This is a genomic window from Acidobacteriota bacterium (genome assembly GCA_021161905.1).
Taxonomy (GTDB): Bacteria; Acidobacteriota; B3-B38; order Guanabaribacteriales; family JAGGZT01; genus JAGGZT01.
Window position 1 is genome coordinate 20,696 of sequence record JAGGZT010000050.1, and the last position, 21,200, is coordinate 41,895.

The window sequence follows — 21,200 nt, forward strand, 5'->3', positions numbered from 1 at the left end:
GCTGAGAACAGGAGGGGGAGAATTTTATTGAAATTCTGAAGCAAGTTGGTCTATAATAAATTTCCCCTTTTGGGGGGTGGGTCTTGAGTGTCAATTTTTAAAGAAAGGCGGTGATTACAAATGGCGTTAATGATCAGCGATGCTTGCATTAGCTGTGGCTCCTGCGAGCCCGAATGCCCCAATCAGGCTATTTCTCAGGGTGCCGATCGCTATGTGATCGACCCCAATCGGTGCACCGAATGTGTTGGTTTTTACGATTCTCCTCAGTGCCAGGCGGTCTGCCCGGTTGATGCTCCGGTTCCCGATCCCAATCACCAGGAGTCGAAGGAACAGCTGATGGAGAAGTTCAAGAAACTCCATCCAGATAAGGCATAAGTAGGTTGCCTTTTAAAGAAGCAATGATTAAGTTTATCCCCTTAAAAAGGGGGAAGGTGGAAAGTCCCAGCTTTAAGGCTGGGGCTTTTTTTGTTTAGGAGGTGTGCTATGAGAAAGGCGTGGGTAGCAAGTTTTGTCTTGGTTCTTCTCCTTCCCGTTCTTCTTTTCTCCTCGCCGAAGAAGCTCGAAAAGGAGAGAAAGTACCTCCTGGAACAGGTAAAGGATGTTGCCCTCGTTCAGCTCTATGCCGATGGGTTCAAGAACCTCACTCCCAAGGAGCGGATATTCGCCTATTATCTCTCGCAGTCAGCCATCGCCGGGGATAGGATCCTTTACGACCAGAACCATCGCCACGCGTGGGAGATCAAGGATATTCTCGAGGAGATAATCACCCATCCCGCAGGTATCGACAAGGGAGTTTATGAGAAGATCCTCACCTATACCAAGCTCTTCTGGATCCACCATGGGAACTACAATTGCCGTACGGGGAGAAAATTCGTCCCCGATTGCACCTATGAGGAGTTCCTCACCGCAGCGAAGAAGGCGTTTAAAAACGGCGCCAATTTTGGGGTAAAAAGTGAGAAGGAGCTCTGTGCCAAGATCAGTTCGCTCAAGAAGACGATCTTCGATCGCGATTACGAGCCGTTTTTGGTGAACAAGTCGCCTCATCCACCGGATGATATCATCACCGGTTCGGCGAACAACCTTTACTTCGGGGTTACCCTTCGTGAGGCGGAGATGTTCCCTGAGAAGTATCCCTTGAACTCGCGCCTCGCCAAGATAAACGGGAAGATCGTGGAGCAGGTGTACCGTGCTGGTGGTGATGGGGTTCCCCCTGGGCTTTATGCCGCTGAGCTCAAGAAGGTCATTTACTACCTGGAGAAAGCCCTTCCTTACACCTATGAGAAACAGCGAGAGACCCTTCGCCATCTCATCCGCTATTTCAAGACCGGCGATCCCAAGGAGTTCCGTCGCTACAACATCCTCTGGGTTCAGGACGATCCACCGGTGGATATGATAAACGGGTTCATCGAGGTATATAAGGATGCCCGTGGGATCAAGGGAGCCTACGAGGGGATCGTTTACTTCAGGAACGAGAAGGAAACCGCCCTGATGAAGAAGATAGCCAAGCTCGCCCCCTACTTCGAAAAGAAGGCGCCCTGGCTCGATAAATATAAAAAGAAGAAGTTCAAACCGCCGGTGGCGAACATCGTTGACATCCTGATGGAGACCGGTGATGGTGGTCCTATAAGCTGGGGCGGGATAAACCTGCCCAATGCCCAGGATATACGGGAGACATATGGTAGCAAATCGATCGTTCTCCAGAATATCACCGAGGGAAGGAGGAAGGTGAGTTCCGGTCTCCTGATCAAGGAGTTTGCCTTCACTCCGGAGGAGGTAGAGCTTCAGAAGGAGTATGGAAGCGAGGCATCGAGGCTCCTTGTCGCCCTTCACGAGGTGATAGGCCACGGTTCGGGTAAGAAGAGCCCCAAACTCAAGGGTGACCCTTCGGAATACCTCAAGAATTACTACTCCACTCTGGAGGAGGCGCGGGCGGATTTGATGGCTCTCTGGAACATCGGGGATCCCAAGTTGAAGGAGGTAGGAGTTGCCAGCAATCCTGCCAAATTGCAGGAGCAGGCGTACCGTGCCTACGCCCGAGCAGACCTTCTCCAGCTTAGGGTGATACCCGAGGGAAACAAGATAGAGGAAGACCATATGCGGGCAACCCACCTCATCGTCTCCTATCTCAGGGATAAGATCAAGGCGGTGAAGGTGGTAAAGAAGAATGGGAAGACCTACTTCGTGGTTACCTCGATAAAGAAGATGCGGGAGGGGGTTGGTGAGCTTCTTGCCAAGCTGATGAGGATAAAGGCAGAAGGGGATTATCAGGCGATAAAGAGGCTGGTAGATAAATACGGGACCTACTTCGATCCGGCGCTTAGGGATGAGGTGATCGCTCGGGTAAAGAAGCTGAATCTTCCCAACTACACCGCTTTCGTGATGCCGAAGCTCATTCCAGTAAAGGATAAATCGGGTAAGATCATCGATGTGAAGATCACCTATCCTTGCGACTTCGTGAAGGAGCAGCTCGAATTTGCGGGCAAGGTGAAGTAGAGGTTGAAGGTGAAGGGGCGGTTTGGAGGAACCCAAACCGCCCCTTTTTCGTATAATGGGTGATGGGTCGAAAAAGATGATAATCGAGGTAGAGAACCTTACCATAAAATATGGAGAGCTGGCTGCCCTAAAGGGGGTGAGCTTCGCCACCAAGGGGGGGGCGGTGGGCCTTCTTGGTCCCAATGGAGCGGGAAAGAGCACCCTGATAAAGACGCTTCTCGGTTTCCTCACCCCTGTTTCTGGTTCCGCTGCTGTTCTCGGCATCGATTCTTCCCGTTTCCCCCTCGAGGTCCGGAGGAGGATAGGTTATCTTCCCGAAGAGGACGCCTTGATCCCCGGCTTTACCGGGGTGGGGTTCGTAGCCTACGCTGGGGAGCTCGCCGGTATGGACTACCGCGATGCTATCGAGCGAGCCCATGAGATCCTCTACTTTGTAGGGCTCAAGGAGGCGAGGTACCGTCGGGTGGAGACCTACTCCTCGGGGATGAGACAGAGGGTTAAGCTCGCCCAGGCGCTGGTTCACGATCCAGAGCTTCTCCTCCTCGATGAGCCCACCATTGGAATGGACCCCAAAGGAAGAAAGGAGATGCTCGACCTCATAAAGGACATCGTGGAGAAAAAGGGGATAAATGTTCTCCTCTCAAGCCATATATTGCACGATGTGGAGTATGTCTGTAGCGAGGTGGTGGTTCTGAATCGGGGGGAGGTGGTCGTCTCCGGTGATTTAAAGGAACTCCTCGGCAGAGAAGAGGAGGTCTACGAGGTGCAGATCAGGGGTGAGCGAGATGGCTTTACCTCTCTTCTCAAGAAGAGGGGGGCAAGGGTTTATTTTGACGATGAAGAGGGGCTCTTTCGCATCTTTATGAAAAAAGAATGGGGATCTGCTCCCATATTCGAGGCGGCGAGAGATAGTGGAGTGGAGGTGCGTCATCTTCTTACGAGTAAGAGAACCCTTGAGGATCTATTTGTAAAGGTGGTGGAGGAGTAAATGCCGATATATGAGCTGGGGTATCGTCATTTTAAGGGGGAATTCAAGGGGCATACCCATCGCTTCCTCACCATCACCAAGCGTGGTATCGCCCTTTTATTCAAGAAGAGGCGGTTTCTTTACCTTATCATTCTTTCCTTCATCCCCTTTGTGGTGCGAGGGGTGGTAATCTACATCGCTACCCACTATCCCCAGGTCCGGCTGGGTGCCCTTACCTTGGACCCCAAGTTCTACCGCGATTTCCTCTTCCAGCAGATATTCTTCGTTTTAGTTATATCTCTTTATGCTGGTTCTGGGCTCATCGCCAACGACATCAGGTATAACGCCCTTCAGATCTATCTCTCCAAACCGATAACCAGATTCGATTATATAGCAGGGAAGTTCGGGATCGTATCCTTCTTTATCCTTCTTGTTACCCTGATTCCTGGTCTTCTTCTCTTTCTTCTCAGGATCCTCTTCTCAGACGATCTCAGTTTCCTTTCGGACATTTACTTCGTGCCTTTCTCCATCATTGGATATTCGTTTATAATTGCGGTCTTTGTCAGCGTCCTTATCCTGGCTCTTTCGGCATTGGGGAGGAGTGCCCGCTTTGCCGGTATTGGGTTTCTTGCCATCTATTTCCTGAGTGATGTCCTTTTTCAGATCTTGCGCGGGATGTTTCGGGATTCGAACTTTGCCCTTCTTTCCTTCCGGGCGAATATGTCTCAGGTAGGGGCGATGCTTTTCGGCACCTCTCCCCGTTTTTCGCCCCCACCCCTCGCCTCGTTGGCGATAGTTATCCTTTCCATTTTGTTTTTCTTCATTCTACTTCATAGGCGGATTCGCGGAGTGGAGGTGGTCAAATGAGCGAGAAGGTGGTGGAGGCGAGAAACCTTTCCAAGTGGTACGGAGAGGTGGTGGGGATAAATGATCTTTCCTTCTCCCTTTCCCCCGGGGTGACGGGGCTTTTGGGACCGAATGGGGCGGGGAAATCGACCCTGCTCAAGTTGATCGCTGGGCTTCTCAAGCCGAGCAAGGGGGAGCTTCTCGTATTTGGTGAGGTCCCGTGGAAGAATCACCGGTTGAAGAGAAAGATCGGTTATTGTCCGGAACTCGATGCCTTCTGGCGTTATCTTACCGGGTTTGATTTTCTCTTAAATATAGCCCGTCTTTCCGGATATTCCGGAGAGGAGGCAGAAAAAAGGGTTTTAGCCTCACTCAAGGAGGTGGACCTCCTCTCCGCAAAGGATAAGAGGATAGCCGCTTACTCCCGGGGGATGAGACAGAGGATCAAGATAGCCCAGGCGATACTCCATGATCCGGAGCTTATACTTCTCGATGAGCCCTTGGCGGGGATGGATCCCATCGGAAGGAAGGCTATGATCGAGCTGATAAAAAGGCTGGGAAAAGAGGGGAGGACCCTTCTCGTCTCGAGCCACATCCTCCACGAGATCGAGGCGATGACCGAGGAGGTGATCTTGATCCATAACGGCAGGGTCATCGCCGAGGGGAATGTCCACCGAATAAGGGAGCTCATCGATGAGCACCCCCATATGGTATTCTTTACTTGCAACGATCCAAGGAAGCTTGCTTCCCTTCTCGTTAAGTATCCCGATGTGGTCAATATCAGCTTCAGCGAAGACGGGAGAGGGGTTACCATACAGAGCGTAAAGCCGGATGAGTTCTACCGCCGACTTCCCGATATTGTCCTTGATAACGGGATCGAGATCGAGGGGATGCACTCCCCGGACGATAACCTCGAGGCGGTCTTCAACTATCTCGTAAAATGAGGAAAGGGGAATGAAAGAGAGGATAAGAGATTGGTTCAGAGCTACTTACGCCGTCTTCAAGCTCTCATTTTCCACTCTTCTCAGGACGAAAAAGAGCCTCTTTCTCCTTCTTCTCGCTTGGTCCCAGGTGGGGTTTGCCTTGATCTGGCTTGTTAGTTGGTATTATGGCAAGGTGGGAAGTGGGGTTCACGGCTTGGGTGTTTTTTCGGCAATGATGGTTACCTCCTTCCTTCAGTTTCTTGTCTTAATCACCACCCTCTTTTACGGAAGTGCCCTCATTGGTGATGAGGTAGAGGGGCGGACCCTGGCATATCTTCTCGTTCGTCCTCTCCCCAGCTCAAGCATCATCTCGGGGAAGTTCTTAGCCCTTATTTTAGGTTCTTCCCTGATAATATATCCCGCGGTTGTCGGCTGTTATGCCCTCCTTCTTGCCCCTTACGGGCTTTCTGGTGTTTTGCGGAATCTTCCCACCCTCTTTACCGATATCTGGGTGATACTCTTAGCCTTTTTTGCCTATGGCTCTGTCTTTTCCTTTTTCGGGACGAGTACCAAGCGTCCGGTGCTCCTCGGGGTTCTCTTCGCCTTTGGCTGGGAGAGCATAATTACCTATGTCCCGGGACAGGTGAACAAGCTCACTCTTATGCACTATGTCCAATCCCTTTTCCCCCACCATGTATTTAGAGGGGATATGGCCAGTTTCCTTACCATCTTCCGGGAGCCAGCGGGTAAGGGAACCTCTCTACTTGTACTTCTCGGGGTGGGGGTGGCTTTTCTCTTCTTCTCAAGCCTTACCTTAGCCAACAAGGAGTATTACCTCGAGCAGTGAGTTTTATTCTTCCTCTTCCTCCTCAAGTTCGCCGGTTACCAACCTGATTGCCTCGGGAAGATATGAGATAAGATCACCTGCAGCGAGGGGGTATTCTCCTATTTCCTCTTCCGCTATGTCCCCAGCAAGGCCATGAAGGAAAACACCGAGGATGAGTGCCTCGCGCATCGGCAGACCCTGAGCGAGCAATCCTCCGACGATGCCGGAAAGGACATCGCCGGTTCCTCCGCTCGCCATCCCTGGATTTCCTGTGGGGTTGATATAGATTTCGCCGGCTGGGGAGGCGATGATGGTGCGGTATCCCTTTAGCACCACCCAGATCTTATGTTCTTCAGCGAACCTTTTCGCTATCTTGAGCCTTTCCTTTACCACCTCCGAGGCGGATATATTGAGGAGGCGAGCCATCTCCCCAGGATGGGGGGTGATGGCGATCTCCCTTCCCTCTCCGTGTAAAAGATCAACCGCTCCGATGAAAGCGTTGACCCCATCGGCATCGATGAGGATGGGAAGCTCTGCCTCAGTGACGAGGGTTTGCACCAGCCGTGTTGTCTCCTCGTTTCGCGAGAGCCCAGGACCGATCACCAAGGCGGTCTTCCCCTTGAGGAGCTCCCTCAGCCTGGGAAGGGCTTCCTCGCTTATCGTCTGCTCCTCGGTCTCGGGGAGGGGTTCGGTCATCACCTCGGTGAGCTTCACCTCGAGTATCGGGTTCAGACTTTTCGAGCAGGCAACGGTGACGAGACCGGCACCGATCCTCAACGCCCCTTCCCCGGCAAGAGCGGCAGCGCCGGTTTTGCCCGGCGAACCAGCCACTATCAATAGATGTCCGTAATCCCCCTTGTGGGTGTTTGGATGGCGGGGAGGAAGGAGCCCGGTGAGCATATCCTCCTCGATGAGCTCGATTTTCGCCCCTATTCCCCTTATGGCTTCTGGAGGCATCGATATGTTCGCTACCACTAAATCGCCAACGAACTCACAAGCAGGGGGAAGTATATGGGGTAGCTTGGGATAGGCGAAGGTTACCGTCAGATCGGCTGAGATGGTGGGGCCAATGACCTCGGAGCTCTCCCCGGAAAGGCCCGAGGGTATATCCACCGAGACAATGGGGCAGGGGGCCTGGTTCACCTCATCGATAACCCGGGCGTAGTAGCCGGATGCAGGTGAGGTCAAACCGGTGCCGAAGATGGCATCCACGATGAGGTCGAACGAGGAGAGATCGGGACCTTCCTCTTCCCAAGCCCGCTCATCTGGAAGCTCGATCAGTGGTATGTCAAGTTTCCTCACTATCTCAAGGTTTGCCCTCGCATCCCCCTTGACATTGTCTGCCGGGGCGAGGAGGAATACGATGGGAAGATGTCCTCTGTTTAAGAGGTGTCTCGCCACCACCATTCCATCCCCGCCGTTATTCCCCTTGCCGGCGATAATGGCTACGGAAAGAGGCTGGGTGGGCTCCAGCCATTCCTTTATCGCCTCGACTACCTGGATGCCGGCGTTCTCCATCAGCACTATCCCGGGGATGCCCATCTCCTTTATCGTTTTTTCGTCAGCCTTTCTCATTTGCTCCGAAGTCAAAACCTTCATTCTTCTACCTCCTTATTCCCGTTTTATCCAGTAGCCCGGTTTTTCCTCGATCTCCCTTATCGCCTTATCGTCCGCCTTCTCGTAGTGAGCGATGAAGGTCTTCTTTATCTGCTCGTATTCCTCTTTAGGGAAGTACCGAGTGATAGGAAGAATAAGTTGGGAAGCGGGGAAGAACACATATAGAATGAGCTCGTTTACCGGTTCTAAGGGAAGCCTGGTGTAGATTCGGTTGAAGCGGATGTGCTCGTCTTCATCGATCCAGATGGAATCCTGGGGGTCGTGTATCTCGAATTTGTGTTGGTTTTCCATATGGTTTGCCCAGAGGGCGAACTCCTTCAAGGGGACATAACGAACCTGACGGTTCGAAGGATCATCCCCTTTCTTTAGAACATAGCATTTAACCATCGGTATCCTTGCCATCTTTCCCCTCCTTAAAATTTACCCAAGCATCACATTCTCCTCGGGGTAGGAGAAGCGGGTTACTGGTCCTCCTCTCTCTAAGGTGAGGAAGAAGGTAAGAGGTCCTAATCTTCCTACGAACATCAGGAGGGTGATGAATAGCTTGCCCAGCGATGAAAGCTTGGCGGTTATCCCGGTAGAGAGCCCCACCGTTCCGAAGGCTGATATCACCTCGAAGAGGACCTGACGGAGGGAGAAACCGTGGTGGGAAAGACTATCCTCAGTGATAAGCAGGGCTAAGGTGAAAAGTAGCACTATTGCCGCCGAGGCTAAGATTATCCCTACCGCTCGATCGATGATCCGCTTGTTGATAGTGCGGTGAAAGATGTTCACCTGCTCCGATCTCCGAAGTTGAGAGAGAATTAGCGCAAGTATCACCCCGATGGTAGTTGTCTTTATCCCACCACCAGTAGAGCCAGGTGAAGCGCCGATGAACATCAAGATGGCGAAAAGGAAAAGGGTTGCCTCCCCTACCTTGGCGAAATCGACACTGCTGAACCCAGCGGTTCTTGGGGTAACTCCCTGGAAGATGGAGGTGTAGATTTTCTCCCTAAGGCTTAGGTTAGCCAAAGTGCCATTTTGTTCCAAGAAGAAGAAGCTCACCACTCCGATCAGGGTGAGGATGAGGGAGACGGTGATGGTCAGTTTTGTGTGAAGGGATAAGGGTTTTCTTTCCTCAGCTCTTTTCGTGCTGCGGCGAATGATTTCGGTTACCACCACAAAGCCAAGTCCACCGATGGTGATCAGTAGAGGCATCACGGTATTTATAATCCCGTTTCCTTTGAATCGAGCAAAGGAATCGGAGAAGGTGGAAAAACCAGCATTACAAAAGGCAGAAATCGAGTGGAATATGGCGTAATAGAGCGCAGTGCCAGCGCTCATCTGTTCTGAGAAGGGAAAATATAGGAGGAAAGCACCCACCGCTTCCACCCCAAAGGTTACCAACAGGACCATCCGCAGAAGACGGAAAAAGTCCTCCCATGGTTCAGGGGTATAAACCCCCTCGACCATTAATCTCTCTTTCAGGGAAACCCTTCTTCGCACCATAAACACGAAGAAGGTGGAAAAGCTCATTATACCCAGCCCCCCAAGCTGGATCAGAGAGAGGATTACCATCTGTCCGAAGTGGCTGAAGTAGGAACCGGTATCCACCACGATGAGGCCAGTTACGCAAGTGGCGGAAGTGGCGGTGAAAAGGGCATCGATCAAGGATATTTTTCCAGAGACAGTGGCTGCAGGCAAAAGTAGGAGAAGAGTTCCTATTAGGATCAAGGTGGCAAAACTTATTATCACTATCTGAGCAGGCGCCAAGTCGCGTTTCGGGAATTTCACCCCCTATTTCTCCTCTTTCGGTAAGGGACTTTCTTCATCTTTCCCCTTTCTCTCTTCGGGAGGAACGATCCCCCCGGAGACGATAAGCTTTAACGCATCCTCTATCGTTATGTCAAGGGGGATCACCTCAGATCTGGGAAAAAGGAGGAGCCAGCCCGAGGTGGGGTTGGGGGTGGTGGGAATAAATACATAGACTATCTCTCCAGAGAGGCTTCCTTTCGCCTTTTGGGTAACCGTAGCAGTAACGAAGCCGATGGTATAGCTTCCCTTCCTCGGGTATTCCACCAGCACCACCTTGGAGAAGCTCCCGGTGAAGGAGGGGTTGAATGCCTCGATCAACTTCTTCAACGCACCATAAATCCCCTTTACAAATGGTATCCGCATAATGATCCCATCGATTACTGCTCCCACCTTCTTCCCAATGTAGTTTCGACCGAGGATACCTATGAGGATGATGATGCCAAGGGTAATGATTAGTCCCACGATCGGGGCAAGGATTTTCATTAGCCCCAATCGTTCAATGGGGAGGCCAGTTAATTCAAGGACCTTTATTGCTATCGGGGTGAGATATTGATTTATCTTTCCGAAGAGGAAGGCGAGGAGAAAGAGGGTGATGAGAAGGGGAAGGAGAATGAGAATGCCGGTGACAAAGCTTCGTTTCAAAGTTGCCCTTAAGCCCAAGGTCTTCTTCTTGTCTCTCTCTTTTTTATCCATTCTGCGGAAGTTTGCTTATTTCTTTGGAGAATTTGATCACATAATCAAAGGCGGAGATGAGGGAGAGAGCTACGACGATCCACAAACCGATGATTCCTAAAAGGAAGAGAGGTCCCAAGATCTTCTCCCCTAATATCAGGATAAAGATGGTTGCCCCCTGGGCGGTCATCTTTGACTTACCGAGAAAGGAGGGAGAAAGATCGATGCCCTCACTTATGGCTACATTCCTTAAACCGCTTATGGCGAACTCCCTTCCCAAGATGACCACCACCATCCAGGAAGGAGCCCTGCCCAAGGCGACCAAGGGGATGAGGGCTGATGATATGAGGAGCTTATCCGCGATGGGATCGAGGATCTTCCCCAATCTGGTGACATATCCCCGTTTTCTCGCTATATAACCATCGAAAAGGTCAGTGAGAGCAGCGGTGAGGAATATGATACTTCCGATCAAATCGCGATATTTGAAGGGGGAAACAAGCACTATTACCAAAATAGGGATAAGCACCATCCGGCTGATAGTGAGGTAATTGGCTAAATTCATCCCCCCCTTTTCTCTCATCACGCCTCCTCACTGAATACCCGTGGAATTAAACCAATCGGGGCAAATTATATTACAGAGGAGGATACCAAGTCAACCGATTTTAGGGGATTGTTCTGGGGAAGGGACATCCCTCTCTTTCTCTCGGAGCGAGAAATAGGGGTGGGTCGGGGAAGAAGAAAGCCCTTGGGGTTTTTCATAAACAGGGTGTTAAGTACATCACAATGTCTTATGTTCCGTTCGAGCGATTATCTCGTTCTGAAGGTCAGTGCCGAGATGGCAGAAGTAATCGCTGTAGCCCGCTACCCGGACGATGAGGTTGCGGTATTCCTCCGGTTTCCTTTGGGCTTCTTTTAATGTCTCCGCGCTTACTACATTGAACTGGATATGGTGTCCATCCAACTTGAAGAAAGCCCGAATGAGATGTAGCAACTTGTTGATACCCTCTTCGTCCTTTAATAGGTCGGGCATAAACTTCTGATTGAGCAGGGTTCCTCCGGTTCTCGCATGGTCGAGTTTGGCGACCGATTTGATCACCGCGGTAGGTCCCTTTGTATCAGCACCCTGGCTGGGGGATATGCCATCGGAAAGGGGCATGCCCGCTCTTCTTCCATTGGGTGTTGCCCCCACAACTTGGCCAAAGTAGATATGGACAGTGGTGGGGAGCAGATTTACCCGATACTTTCCTCCCTTGGTGTTGGGCCTTCCGTCGAGTACCTCGAAATATGCCTCGAAGAGCTCCTTCATAATATCATCCGCGTAATCGTCGTCGTTGCCGTATTTTGGGGTTTCGTTCACCAGCCTCAGGCGGATATCCTCCTTCCCCTCGAAGTTTTTCCTTAAGGCGTCGAGTAGCTCCTCCATAGTGAAGTTCTTCTTGTCGAATATGTGATATTTGATCGCGGACATCGAATCGGTTAAGGTGCCTACGCCAACCCCCTGGATGTAAGTGGTTCTGTATCTTGGTCCTCGGGAGTGATAGTCTTCACCCTTCTCGATGCAGTCATCGAACAGAAGCGACATAAAGGGGGCAGGCATCCGGGTAGCATAGATCCTCTCGATGATGTTGTTTCCCTTTATCTTGATGTCCACGAAGTGCTTAAGCTGTTTTTTATATGCCTCCATAACCTCGGCGAAGGTCTTGAATTTGGTGGGGTCCCCGGTAGCAAGGCCGATCTTCTTCCCCGTATTCGGATCTACCCCGTTGTTCAAGGTGATTTCGAATATCTTCACCCAGTTCATATAGCCGGTTAAGATGCAGCTTTCTTTTCCAAATGCGCTGATGGTGACACAACCGCTGGGACCGCCCGATCTTGCGTCTTCTATTGATTTTCCTGCCCGGAGGAACTCTTGGATTATCACATCGGTGTTGAATATCGATGGTTGTCCGAAGCCGGTCTTGATGATCTTAAGAGCCCTTTTAAGGAGGCTGTCTGGGTTCTTCTTGCTCAACTGAACGCAGGAGCTCGGCTGAACGAGCCTCATCTCGTCTATCACATCGAGGATGAGATAGGAGAGCTCGTTGGTGGCGTCTGAGCCATCCTTCTTCAGCCCACCGACATTTATCAGGGCAAAATCGGTGTAGGTGGCGCTCTGTTCCTCGGTTATTCCCACCTTGGGCGGTGCTGGCTGATTGTTGAACTTTATCCAGAAGCACTCGAGGAGCTCCTTTGCCCGCTCCTTGGTCAGGGTACCCTCCGCCAACCCCCTCTTATAGAAAGGATAAAGGTGTTGATCCAACCTCCCCGGGTTGAAGGAATCCCAGGTGTTCAGCTCTATGGTTACCCCGAGATGGACGAACCAGTACATCTGGAGCGCCTCCCAGAAATCCCTTGGAGGATGGGCGGGTACCCAGGAACAGATCTCGGCGATCCTCGTAAGCTCCTTCCTCCTTTCCGGATCGTCTTCTTTTTCTGCAAGCTCCCTCGCCTTTTCCGCATACCTCTCCGCAAACCGGATCAGCGCATCGGCAGCTATCTCCATAGCCTGAAGCTCCTGGTCCTTATCGTAGGCCAGGGGATCGTTGAAGAAGTCGAGCGCCTCCCTCGCCCTTCTTATCTCCTGTTTGAGATCGAGGAGCCCCTTCTTATATATCTTGTCGTCGAGGATGGCATGGCCCGGTGCCCGCTGTTCCATAAACTCGGTGAACACCCCTGCTTCGAAGGCGTCGAGCCATTCTCGGGACATCGAGGAGAATATCGCCTCCCGGATGGTCTTTCCCCTCCAGAAGGGGATGATCTTCTCCTTGTACACCTTCCTCACCTCATCGCTTACGATGAACGGGGTTCTCCTTCGCGAATTGAGTATCTCGAGGTCCTCGAGACTATGGCAGCAGAGCTCGGGATAGGTGGGGGTTGCCTTTGGAGCTGGTCCTTTTTCCCCCACGATCAGTTCGCCATCGTTGATGCATATCTCCTTGTTCTCCAAGATATATTTGAAAGCAAGAGCCCGTCTCACCGGCTCGGATAAGCGGTTGCCCATATTCTTTGCATAAAACTCCGTTATGAGTTCCGCCCTCTCTGCGGAGATGTAGGGAGCGGTGTTTACGCTTTGTTCCCGTAGTTTCTTAACCCTTTCGTTCATAGTGCTCACCCTCCGACTTTTACCCTTATTCCGAATCCCCTTAACTCATCGACCACCTGGGAGATCCTCTCCTCCGATGGTGGCTGAGCCTTAAATTCTCTTCCCCGGCTTATCAACCTCCTTCCCTTTTCCACCCCTCCTTTGTGGTAGGGGAGGATGTCGATCTCCTCCACCCCCCTTAATCGGGAGACGAACTCGGCGATAGCTCTGATCTCATCTCGGTCATCATTTATCCCGGGGATTAGCGGTATGCGGATGAAGATACGGCTACCGGCGGAAGATAGAACTTCTAAGTTCTTGAGTATCAGTTCATTATCCACGCCGGTGTAGCGTTTGTGCCTTTTTTCATTCATCAGCTTGATATCGTAGAGGAAGAGATCCGTTTTCTTAATCAGCCGTAATAACTCGTTGGTGTCGGCGTAGCCTGAGGTGTCCACCGCCGTGTGGATCCCCTTCTCCTTACAGGCGCTGAGAAGGGCGTAGAGGAATTCGGGCTGAGCAAGGGGTTCTCCTCCAGAAAAGGTTACCCCTCCGCCAGATTCATCGTAGAAGATGATGTCCTTTTCTACCTCCTCCATCACCTCGTCTACGGTAGCCTCCTTTCCTACCATCTCTCTGGCATTTGCCGGGCATACCGAAACACAAACGCCGCAGAGCTTGCACCTTTCGGGATCAGTTGTGGGAAAGCCGTTTGAGCTCGATATCGCCTTATTAGGGCAGGCGAGGATACATCTTCCGCACCCGATACACCTCCCTCTCCAGAACATAAGCTCGGGCTCAGGTTTCTGACTTTCCGGATTGTGGCACCAGAAACAGGCAAGAGGGCATCCCTTGAGGAATACCGTCGTCCTTATGCCGGGACCATCGTGGATGGAATACCTTTTTATATCGAATATAACCCCTTTGATCACCGGTCGCGCCTCTTAAGCCTTCTCCTTGATCTCATTCTCATAAAAGGAGTAATACCTCTTGATGAATCTCTTCTGGACCTCAAAACCCCAATGGACATCACGAAGGAACCTCGCTGCTCCCTCTCTGTCCCCTTCCTCTATCAGCCTTATCAATTCCTCATGCTCCTTTATGGAGGCTTCCTCCCACTCCCTCACATAGCCCTTCCTCCTCGGGAAGTCGTAAAGACGCTGTTTCAGTGTCATCACCCATCTTACCAGCCTCTCATTCTGGGAAAGATCGAGATAGACATTGTGGAAGGCGAGGTTCTTTTCGTAATAGAGGTCAAAGTTGTCCTTTTCGATCGCTTTTTGCATCTCGAGGTTTAGTTTCTTCATCTTCTCGATGTGGCCGGAGGAGAGCTTATCGAAGACCTCGAGCAGTACCGAGGAGGCGAGGGCTCCGATGATCTGATAAGAATCCTTTATGTCCTTGAGGGTCAGACGATTCACCAGAACCCCGCGCCGGGGGAGGATGGTTACGAAGCCCTCGGAATCGAGCTGGATCAGGGCGTCCCTCAACGGGGTTTTGCTTATGCCGAGCTCTCTGCTTAACCTGTTGAGATTTATGAAGGAGCCGGGAAGGAGGTTTCCTTTATTCATTTCGCTTCTTAGATAATCGTAGACCTGCTCCCGCAATAGCTTAAGATTGATGATTTCCTTTTTCCTCATAAGCAGTCCGCACCATCTATGTGCCCTAAGTATCTAATATGTAATATATCAGATATCAGAGGGAGGAGTCAAGGGAAAATCTCGCCTCGCCTTCGAAGGAGGTTGATATCCTTGACAAGCGGAGAAAAATCCCTATTATGAAGGGGGTGAAGGATGAAATTGATACCTCCAGGGTGAGAGAGATCACTGATGAAGGGAAAGAAGCTATTCCTTTCTGGTTTTTTTTATGCGAGCCACCAGCTTAGACTTCCCGGAGGACGAAAGGAGCCCCTTCACCGCCATCGTTTCAAGATAGAGGCGGTGGTGGAGAGGGGGAGGGACTCGTTTCCCCTTCCCGAACTTATCCGGGCGTTCGAGGAGAGCATTCGTCCCTTTGACGAGGCAAATGTGAACGAGATCCCCGAGTTTAAAGAGGAGCTGAACCCCTCCACCGAGAATATGGCTTATTACCTTTTCGGGAGGCTGGAGAGGCTCCTTCCCAAAAACTGCCATCTGAGAAAGGTAACCCTCTGGGAGACGGAGGATTCCGCTGCCTCCTACATCGTGGTTGGGGTCTTATAAGAGGGAGGTTTTTCGATGTGGTCCTTATGGCTTCAATTTATCATCTTCTCTGCCATCATCATCTATGCTGGCATAAGGCTTTCTTTCTTGGGGGATAAGATAGCGGAGAAAACAGGTTGGGGGAGGACCTTCATCGGGGTTGCCTTCCTCGCCCTGGCGACCTCTCTGCCCGAGGTGACCACTTCCCTTGCTGCTGTTTCCATCAGGGCGGTTGATATCGGGGTGGGGAATATCTTGGGGAGCAACGCCTTCAACCTGTTGATAGCTGGTTTCGTCCTCCTCCTGGTGAAGAGGTTCTTCGGGACCCCCAAATCCCGGTCGAGTCATCTTCTTTCCGGCTCTTTGGGGATCCTACTTTGTGCCCTCGTCGGAGGAGCGATCCTCTTTCGCCGTCTCTCTCCGGGAAGCCTCCCCAGTCTTTGGGGAATAGGAGGGGAGTCCTTTATTCTGTTTCTGGTCTATCTTTTGGGAATGAGGATGATCTTCCGGGAGGAAAGAAGGATCATTGCCGAGGAGGAGCCCTCCATCCCTTCGGTTACCACCTCCTCCCTTGCACTATTTTCCTTTTTCGCCCTCTATACCGCTCTCATCCTCTTCTCCGGAATAAGGCTTGCTAAGCTCGGGGATGTAATTGCCACTCATCCCTTTTCCATTTTGGGGAGGAAGGTCCTTCTTGGGCAGACGGTGGTAGGGCTTTTTCTGATAGCGATAGTTACCTCTCTTCCCGAGCTCGTCGTCTCGATGACCTCTCTCAAGATCGGTGCTTACGATATGGCGGTGGGGAACCTTTTAGGGAGCAATATGTTCAACCTGATGATCTTCAGCTTCGCCGATTTCATCTATCCCCGTTCCTCCCTTTTCGCCTCGGCAAGCCTCGGTAATTTGGGAATAATCGCCCTCATCATCGCGATGACCGCGGTGGTGATGCTCGGTTCTGCCCTCCCCGGTGAAGAAAGGAGGTTCAAGCTCGAGGGATTGGCTATAATCTCCCTTTATTTTCTGGGGAGTTTTCTTCTGGTGAGGTTAAACCTGGTTATAAGATAAGGAGGAAGGGATATGGAATGCCCCAATTTGAAGAAGAACCTTGCTCGATGCAACTGCACCTATGAACCCTGTAGCCGTAAGGGAAAGTGTTGTGAATGCCTTGCTTATCACTTAAGCCATAGGGAGCTTCCCGCCTGCTTCTTCCCTCCGGAGGTGGAGCGGACCTACGATCGCTCAATCGAGCGTTTCCTTTCGCTCAACCGAGGATAGGGAGGCGGTCTTTTCTTCCTCGAGGTGTTCCGAGAGGATTTCCACGATATGGCGGACCCTGATCGAGAGACGGTTCCGCATTACCCCTTCCCTGAGGTAAATGATACACCCGGGGCAGTCGGTTGCCACCACCTCTGCCCCGGATTCTTTTATCTTCTCTATCTTCTTCTGGTTTATCTTGGTCGCCACTTCGGGGTAGAGGATGCTGAAGAGCCCCCCGAAACCACAACAGAGGTCCGCTCCCTTCATCTCCTTAAATTTCTCCCCCAAGGAGAGGGAAAGGAGCTTCCTCGGTTCCTCCTCAATCCCCTGAACCTTCTTCAGATGGCAGGGGTCGTGGTAGGTGGTAAGGCTGTCTTTCTCCTTTGGCAGAAAGTGGAATAGCTCCCGGTGGTGGTAGATGAATTCGGTTATATCCATTACCTTTATCTCCTTCCCCTTTCTGTTCTTGAACTGGTAGTAGTGTTTGAGAGCACCACCGCAGGTAGCGCAGGCGGTAACGATCGTTTCCACATCGGTTTTCTCAAAGGCGGAGATGTTTTTTTGAGCGAGTTTATTGGCGAGTTTGCTCATCCCAGAGTAAGAAGCAGGAAGACCACAGCATACCTGATCCCTCGGCACCACCACGGTGAACCCCGCTTTGGTGAGGAGGGCGATCGTCTTTTCCCCCACCTCAGGAAGGAGATAGTTGGTAGCACAGCCGACGAAGAAACCTATCTTGCCCCGTATCTTTCCTTCCCCTTCGTTTTCGCCCTGATATCGGGGAATGAAGAACCGGGAAGCGATGGGAGGAAATATCTTATGATAGCGAAGAAAGGGTATGGGGAAACGGAGCCTGAGTCCGCTTTCTTTAGGGATCTTCCTCAGGAATATCTTCTGAAGGATCCTTCCGAGAGAGAATAGAAACCGTTGCCATAAAGCTGGGTGAAATGCGGAGAGGATGAGTCTTCTCGTAAGCGGCACCCCGAAGGTATCGGAAAGCTCCTTCCTCGCGGGAAGCATTATACGGAGGTAATCGACGCTCATCGGGCAGTTCGCCTGGCAGGTACCGCAGAGAAGACAGAGGGAGAGAACCTTCAACAGCTCCTTTCTCTCCGGAATCTCGCCCGCCACCTTCTTTTCCACCAAGGCGAGCTTTCCCCGGGCGACTGCCGGTTCTACCCGAAGCACATCGAACACAGGGCACACGCTTCGGCACAAACCGCACTTAACACAGCGAAAAAGGACATCCTCCGGTAGTGCTTCAAGATGGTATTCGGGATACATCGTTTCTCCTATTTCAGATCAGGGTTTGTTCGATCCAATCGAGGTAATCGGCTGAGCCCTCGCTTATCTCGATCGCCACCACCTCAGGACATTCGTAGGAGTGGAGGGATTTTATCCTTTCTTCCACCCGGCTTACCAGGTTTTCCTTCGTCTTTATGAGGAGAAGCGTCTCCCCACTTTTCTCTATCTTCCCCTGCCACCAGTAGCGAGATCGGATCTTGGGGATGATGTTGACGCAGGCAGCGATCCTATCCTCAAGGAGGGCGTTTGCTATTTTCTCAGCTTCTTTCTCCGTCTCGGTGGTGGTAAATATGATAACCTTCTTTTCCATCCTCTCATCTCCCCCATCTTTAAGCCCTTTATGATAGATTATTTCCCTTCTTATTGCAATAAGGGCAAATTTCCTTGGTAGTTTACTCCTTCTTATGGTATAGTATTAAATCAAAAGAGCTTCGCCCTATTTAGTTAAGGAGGGTAAATGATAAGGTTCGGTACCTCCGGCTGGCGAGGGATAATTGGGGAGGAGTTTACCTTCCACAACCTCCGCCTTCTGTGTCAGGCTATTGCCAATATATTGAGAGCGGACGGGAATTCAGAAAAAGGGGTGGTGATCGGTTATGATACCCGCTTTCTATCGGAAAGGTTTGCCCAGGAAGCGGCTAAGATATTTACCTTCAATCGGGTAAAGACCTATCTTACCCGTCGGGATGTGCCAACACCAGCCCTTTCCTACGAGGTGAGGAAGAGGGAGACGGCGCTTGGCTTGAACATCACTGCTTCCCACAATCCTCCGGAATACAACGGGGTGAAGCTCTTTACCGGCAACGGTGCCACTGCCCTTCCCGAATTCACCGACCGGGTAGAAGAGGAGGTGGTGCGGGTGGCAAAGGAGGGGATACGGAGCGAGTACTATCTGAGCGAGTATTACCTCGAGGAGATAGACCCGAGGGAGGAATATCTCTCCCTTCTTTCTGAGCGGGTGGACCTCGAACTAATAAGGAAATCGGGTTTGAAGATAGCCCTCGATCTCCTTTATGGAACGGCGCGGGAGTATCTCGATGAACTTCTACTTGAGGCTGGTTGCCCCCTCGAGGTGCTTCATAACTTCCGTGATCCCTACTTCGGGGGATATAGCCCGGAGTCGAAGAAGGAGAACCTTCTTGAGCTGAGGAAGGTACTTCGGGAGAGGGATTGTCAGCTTGGGCTTGCCACCGATGCCGATTCCGATCGCTTCGGGGTGCTCGATGAGGGTGGGGATTACATTGCCCCAAACTACATTCTTGCCCTCCTCTTTCGTTATCTTCTTAAATCGAGGAAGATGAAAGGGGGAGTGGCGCGGAGTGTAGCTACCACCCACCTGATCGATGCCATTGCTGAGAGGAGCGAGATTGAGGTCTATGAGACCCCGGTCGGCTTCAAGTATATTGGAGAGCTCATCCTCGAGGATAAGATAATCCTTGGGGGAGAAGAGAGTGCTGGCCTTTCCATAAAGGGGCATATCCCGGAGAAGGATGGGATATTGGCTTGCCTCTTGGTGGCGGAGATGGCTTCTTATTACAAGAAGAAGCTCCTTCATCTCCTGGAGGATATCTATCGGGAAGTGGGAAGGAGGTTCTTCCAGCGAAAGGTTCAGATAAGTTCTGCTTCCCATCTGGAGAAGAAGGTGAAGGAGAGGATGTCATCACCCCCTTCTGAGTTTGCCCGGAGGAAGGTGGTCAAGGTGAGCGATGTGGATGGTCTTAAACTCGTCTTCGAGGATGGGAGCTGGTTTCTTATCCGCTTTTCCGGTACCGAGCCGGTGATCCGCCTCTATGCAGAGGGGGAGACGCCGGACAAGGTCGATGAACTCATAGATTTTGGAAGGAGATATTTCCTTGAGGCTTAGTGGAGGAGGTCTTCGCTGATGATAATAGAGGATGTTTATGCTCGAGAGATCCTCGATTCCCGAGGAAATCCCACCGTTGAGGTGGAGGTAGTGCTTGAAGGTGGTGTTATGGGTAGGGCTGCGGTGCCCTCTGGAGCGTCAACCGGTGAGCGAGAGGCGATTGAACTCAGAGATGGCGATCCTGCCCGTTATTCGGGTAAAGGGGTGCAGGAGGCAGTTCGTAATGTAAATTCGATTATCGCTGATGCCATTATCTCCGAGGAGATGGAGGCGGTGGATCAACTTGGTATTGATCGACTTTTGATAGAGCTCGATGGAACGGAAAACAAGAGCCGTCTTGGGGCAAATGCCATCCTCGGGGTATCGCTTGCGGTGGCGAAGGCAGCAGCTGAGTATCTCGGGCTTCCCCTCTACCGCTATCTGGGAGGGGTTTCCGCCCGGGTGCTCCCCGTCCCTCTGATGAATGTTATAAATGGCGGTGCCCATGCAGACAACAACCTGGACATTCAGGAGTTTATGATCGTTCCCGCTGGCGCCTCCTCCTTTTCCCAAGCCCTGAGGATGGGTTCCGAAGTGTTCCATCAGTTGAAGAAGGTGCTCAAGGAGAAGGGGCTTGCCACCTCGGTAGGCGATGAGGGTGGGTTTGCCCCTGATCTTTCCACGAACGAAGAGGCGATCGAGCTTATCCTTAAGGGGATAGAGAAAGCGGGATATAAACCAGGGAAGGATCTCTTTATCGCCCTCGATGCAGCAGCAAGCGAATTCTACGAGAATGGTAGTTATCGTTTAGCCGCCGAGGGTAAAGAACTCTCCCCCGAAGAGCTCGTCTCCTATTACGAAAACCTTCTTTCCCGTTATCCCATAATCTCGCTCGAGGACGGAATGGCGGAGAATGATTGGGAGGGATGGCGGTTGCTGACCGCTCGGCTGGGGGATAAGGTCCAGCTGGTGGGGGATGACATCTTCGTCACCAACAAGAAGATAATCGCTAAAGGGATAAGGGAGAGTATAGCCAACTCGGTGCTTATCAAGCTGAACCAGATAGGCACTGTATCGGAGACGATCGAAGCAGTGGAGCTCGCCCATCGAGCGGGATACACCACCGTTATCTCCCATCGCTCGGGCGAAACCGAGGATACCAGCATCGCCGATCTCGCCGTCGCCCTGAATAGCGGGATGATAAAAACCGGCTCCCTTTGTCGGAGCGAACGGATCGCTAAGTATAACCAGCTTCTAAGGATCGAGGAGGAGCTTGGCGATGAAGCGGTCTTCCTCGGATTAGGAGCTTTCCTGCCCTACAGGGATAGGGGGGGTTAAACTGAGGAAGGTAATTAG

The 21,200-nt window shown here is 51.6% G+C and carries 21 protein-coding genes; 11 read left to right on the forward strand and 10 right to left on the reverse strand.

Annotation, left to right across the window (positions count from 1 at the left end; translation table 11 throughout):
• The first annotated feature begins 120 nt into the window (after positions 1 to 120).
• From J7L64_06670 to J7L64_06695, 6 genes are all read left to right on the forward strand, one after another.
• Positions 121 to 375: a YfhL family 4Fe-4S dicluster ferredoxin gene (locus J7L64_06670; protein MCD6452025.1), complete on the forward strand. Its 255-nt coding sequence runs from the start codon at positions 121 to 123 to the stop codon at positions 373 to 375.
• Between the two features lie 108 nt (positions 376 to 483).
• Positions 484 to 2,493, forward strand: coding sequence for a peptidase M49 (locus J7L64_06675; GenBank protein MCD6452026.1), 2,010 nt, complete (start codon positions 484 to 486; stop codon positions 2,491 to 2,493).
• 76 nt (positions 2,494 to 2,569) lie between these two features.
• On the forward strand, positions 2,570 to 3,481 hold the full coding sequence (locus tag J7L64_06680; GenBank protein MCD6452027.1) for an ABC transporter ATP-binding protein: 912 nt from the start codon (positions 2,570 to 2,572) through the stop codon (positions 3,479 to 3,481).
• Entirely contained in the window at positions 3,482 to 4,327 is an 846-nt protein-coding gene (locus J7L64_06685; protein ID MCD6452028.1) for a hypothetical protein, read from the forward strand.
• Positions 4,324 to 5,250 (forward strand): ABC transporter ATP-binding protein, encoded by a 927-nt coding sequence (locus J7L64_06690; protein ID MCD6452029.1) that lies wholly within the window; start codon positions 4,324 to 4,326, stop codon positions 5,248 to 5,250. The genes J7L64_06685 and J7L64_06690 overlap by 4 nt, the downstream gene beginning before the upstream one ends.
• Before the next feature lie 10 nt (positions 5,251 to 5,260).
• The gene (locus tag J7L64_06695) at positions 5,261 to 6,076 is read left to right on the forward strand and encodes an ABC transporter permease (protein MCD6452030.1); all 816 of its coding nucleotides are present in this window, start codon (positions 5,261 to 5,263) and stop codon (positions 6,074 to 6,076) included.
• Between the two features lie 3 nt (positions 6,077 to 6,079).
• On the opposite strand, the gene J7L64_06700 is transcribed toward J7L64_06695, so the two are convergent.
• The 8 genes from J7L64_06700 to J7L64_06735 all read right to left on the reverse strand — a co-directional run bounded on the left by J7L64_06700 (position 6,080) and on the right by J7L64_06735 (position 14,899).
• Positions 6,080 to 7,654 (reverse strand): NAD(P)H-hydrate dehydratase, encoded by a 1,575-nt coding sequence (locus J7L64_06700; GenBank protein ID MCD6452031.1) that lies wholly within the window; start codon positions 7,652 to 7,654, stop codon positions 6,080 to 6,082.
• A gap of 12 nt (positions 7,655 to 7,666) precedes the next feature.
• A complete protein-coding gene (locus tag J7L64_06705) occupies positions 7,667 to 8,074 on the reverse strand; it encodes a hypothetical protein (protein MCD6452032.1) in 408 nt (135 codons plus the stop codon).
• 18 nt (positions 8,075 to 8,092) lie between these two features.
• Positions 8,093 to 9,445, reverse strand: a complete 1,353-nt coding sequence (locus J7L64_06710; protein MCD6452033.1) for a Trk family potassium uptake protein — start codon at positions 9,443 to 9,445, stop codon at positions 8,093 to 8,095.
• 3 nt (positions 9,446 to 9,448) lie between these two features.
• Positions 9,449 to 10,159 carry a DUF502 domain-containing protein gene (locus J7L64_06715; GenBank protein MCD6452034.1) on the reverse strand — a complete coding sequence of 237 codons (711 nt, stop codon included), beginning with the start codon at positions 10,157 to 10,159 and terminating at the stop codon, positions 9,449 to 9,451.
• Entirely contained in the window at positions 10,152 to 10,700 is a 549-nt protein-coding gene (gene pgsA / locus J7L64_06720; GenBank protein MCD6452035.1) for a CDP-diacylglycerol--glycerol-3-phosphate 3-phosphatidyltransferase, read from the reverse strand. The genes J7L64_06715 and pgsA overlap by 8 nt, the downstream gene beginning before the upstream one ends.
• Before the next feature lie 216 nt (positions 10,701 to 10,916).
• The gene (locus tag J7L64_06725; GenBank protein ID MCD6452036.1) at positions 10,917 to 13,280 is read right to left on the reverse strand and encodes a glycyl radical protein; all 2,364 of its coding nucleotides are present in this window, start codon (positions 13,278 to 13,280) and stop codon (positions 10,917 to 10,919) included.
• A 5-nt stretch (positions 13,281 to 13,285) separates the two neighbouring features.
• Complete coding sequence (locus J7L64_06730) at positions 13,286 to 14,191, reverse strand: glycyl-radical enzyme activating protein (protein ID MCD6452037.1); 906 nt, start codon at positions 14,189 to 14,191, stop codon at positions 13,286 to 13,288.
• A 12-nt stretch (positions 14,192 to 14,203) separates the two neighbouring features.
• Positions 14,204 to 14,899, reverse strand: a complete 696-nt coding sequence (locus J7L64_06735) for a GntR family transcriptional regulator (protein ID MCD6452038.1) — start codon at positions 14,897 to 14,899, stop codon at positions 14,204 to 14,206.
• A 189-nt stretch (positions 14,900 to 15,088) separates the two neighbouring features.
• Between J7L64_06735 and J7L64_06740 the strand changes: the two genes are divergently transcribed.
• Genes J7L64_06740 through J7L64_06750 form a run of 3 tightly spaced genes read left to right on the forward strand, consistent with a single transcriptional unit; the run spans position 15,089 to position 16,714 of the window.
• A complete protein-coding gene (locus tag J7L64_06740; protein ID MCD6452039.1) occupies positions 15,089 to 15,460 on the forward strand; it encodes a 6-carboxytetrahydropterin synthase in 372 nt (123 codons plus the stop codon).
• A gap of 15 nt (positions 15,461 to 15,475) precedes the next feature.
• A complete protein-coding gene (locus tag J7L64_06745) occupies positions 15,476 to 16,504 on the forward strand; it encodes a hypothetical protein (GenBank protein MCD6452040.1) in 1,029 nt (342 codons plus the stop codon).
• A gap of 12 nt (positions 16,505 to 16,516) precedes the next feature.
• Positions 16,517 to 16,714: a hypothetical protein gene (locus J7L64_06750; protein MCD6452041.1), complete on the forward strand. Its 198-nt coding sequence runs from the start codon at positions 16,517 to 16,519 to the stop codon at positions 16,712 to 16,714.
• Here J7L64_06750 and J7L64_06755 read toward each other — a convergent pair.
• Both J7L64_06755 and J7L64_06760 read right to left on the reverse strand, forming a co-directional pair.
• On the reverse strand, positions 16,679 to 17,980 hold the full coding sequence (locus J7L64_06755) for a (Fe-S)-binding protein (GenBank protein ID MCD6452042.1): 1,302 nt from the start codon (positions 17,978 to 17,980) through the stop codon (positions 16,679 to 16,681). The two genes, J7L64_06750 and J7L64_06755, sit on opposite strands and share 36 nt — an antisense overlap.
• A 13-nt stretch (positions 17,981 to 17,993) precedes the next feature.
• Positions 17,994 to 18,311 (reverse strand): divalent-cation tolerance protein CutA, encoded by a 318-nt coding sequence (locus J7L64_06760; GenBank protein ID MCD6452043.1) that lies wholly within the window; start codon positions 18,309 to 18,311, stop codon positions 17,994 to 17,996.
• 147 nt (positions 18,312 to 18,458) lie between these two features.
• Between J7L64_06760 and J7L64_06765 the strand changes: the two genes are divergently transcribed.
• A complete protein-coding gene (locus J7L64_06765; protein MCD6452044.1) occupies positions 18,459 to 19,865 on the forward strand; it encodes a phosphoglucomutase/phosphomannomutase family protein in 1,407 nt (468 codons plus the stop codon).
• A gap of 15 nt (positions 19,866 to 19,880) precedes the next feature.
• Positions 19,881 to 21,182: a phosphopyruvate hydratase gene (eno, locus tag J7L64_06770; GenBank protein MCD6452045.1), complete on the forward strand. Its 1,302-nt coding sequence runs from the start codon at positions 19,881 to 19,883 to the stop codon at positions 21,180 to 21,182.
• Positions 21,183 to 21,200: the final 18 nt, after the last annotated feature.

Coding starts and splice junctions, on each gene's coding strand:
- J7L64_06670 (MCD6452025.1), top strand. CDS start 121: ATGGCGTTAATGATCAGCGATGCTTGCATTAGCTGTGGCTCCTGCGAG.
- J7L64_06675 (MCD6452026.1), top strand. CDS start 484: ATGAGAAAGGCGTGGGTAGCAAGTTTTGTCTTGGTTCTTCTCCTTCCC.
- J7L64_06680 (MCD6452027.1), top strand. CDS start 2,570: ATGATAATCGAGGTAGAGAACCTTACCATAAAATATGGAGAGCTGGCT.
- J7L64_06685 (MCD6452028.1), top strand. CDS start 3,482: ATGCCGATATATGAGCTGGGGTATCGTCATTTTAAGGGGGAATTCAAG.
- J7L64_06690 (MCD6452029.1), top strand. CDS start 4,324: ATGAGCGAGAAGGTGGTGGAGGCGAGAAACCTTTCCAAGTGGTACGGA.
- J7L64_06695 (MCD6452030.1), top strand. CDS start 5,261: ATGAAAGAGAGGATAAGAGATTGGTTCAGAGCTACTTACGCCGTCTTC.
- J7L64_06700 (MCD6452031.1), bottom strand. CDS start 7,654: ATGAAGGTTTTGACTTCGGAGCAAATGAGAAAGGCTGACGAAAAAACG.
- J7L64_06705 (MCD6452032.1), bottom strand. CDS start 8,074: ATGGCAAGGATACCGATGGTTAAATGCTATGTTCTAAAGAAAGGGGAT.
- J7L64_06715 (MCD6452034.1), bottom strand. CDS start 10,159: ATGGATAAAAAAGAGAGAGACAAGAAGAAGACCTTGGGCTTAAGGGCA.
- pgsA (MCD6452035.1), bottom strand. CDS start 10,700: ATGAATTTAGCCAATTACCTCACTATCAGCCGGATGGTGCTTATCCCT.
- J7L64_06725 (MCD6452036.1), bottom strand. CDS start 13,280: ATGAACGAAAGGGTTAAGAAACTACGGGAACAAAGCGTAAACACCGCT.
- J7L64_06735 (MCD6452038.1), bottom strand. CDS start 14,899: ATGAGGAAAAAGGAAATCATCAATCTTAAGCTATTGCGGGAGCAGGTC.
- J7L64_06740 (MCD6452039.1), top strand. CDS start 15,089: ATGAAGGGAAAGAAGCTATTCCTTTCTGGTTTTTTTTATGCGAGCCAC.
- J7L64_06745 (MCD6452040.1), top strand. CDS start 15,476: ATGTGGTCCTTATGGCTTCAATTTATCATCTTCTCTGCCATCATCATC.
- J7L64_06750 (MCD6452041.1), top strand. CDS start 16,517: ATGGAATGCCCCAATTTGAAGAAGAACCTTGCTCGATGCAACTGCACC.
- J7L64_06755 (MCD6452042.1), bottom strand. CDS start 17,980: ATGTATCCCGAATACCATCTTGAAGCACTACCGGAGGATGTCCTTTTT.
- J7L64_06760 (MCD6452043.1), bottom strand. CDS start 18,311: ATGGAAAAGAAGGTTATCATATTTACCACCACCGAGACGGAGAAAGAA.
- J7L64_06765 (MCD6452044.1), top strand. CDS start 18,459: ATGATAAGGTTCGGTACCTCCGGCTGGCGAGGGATAATTGGGGAGGAG.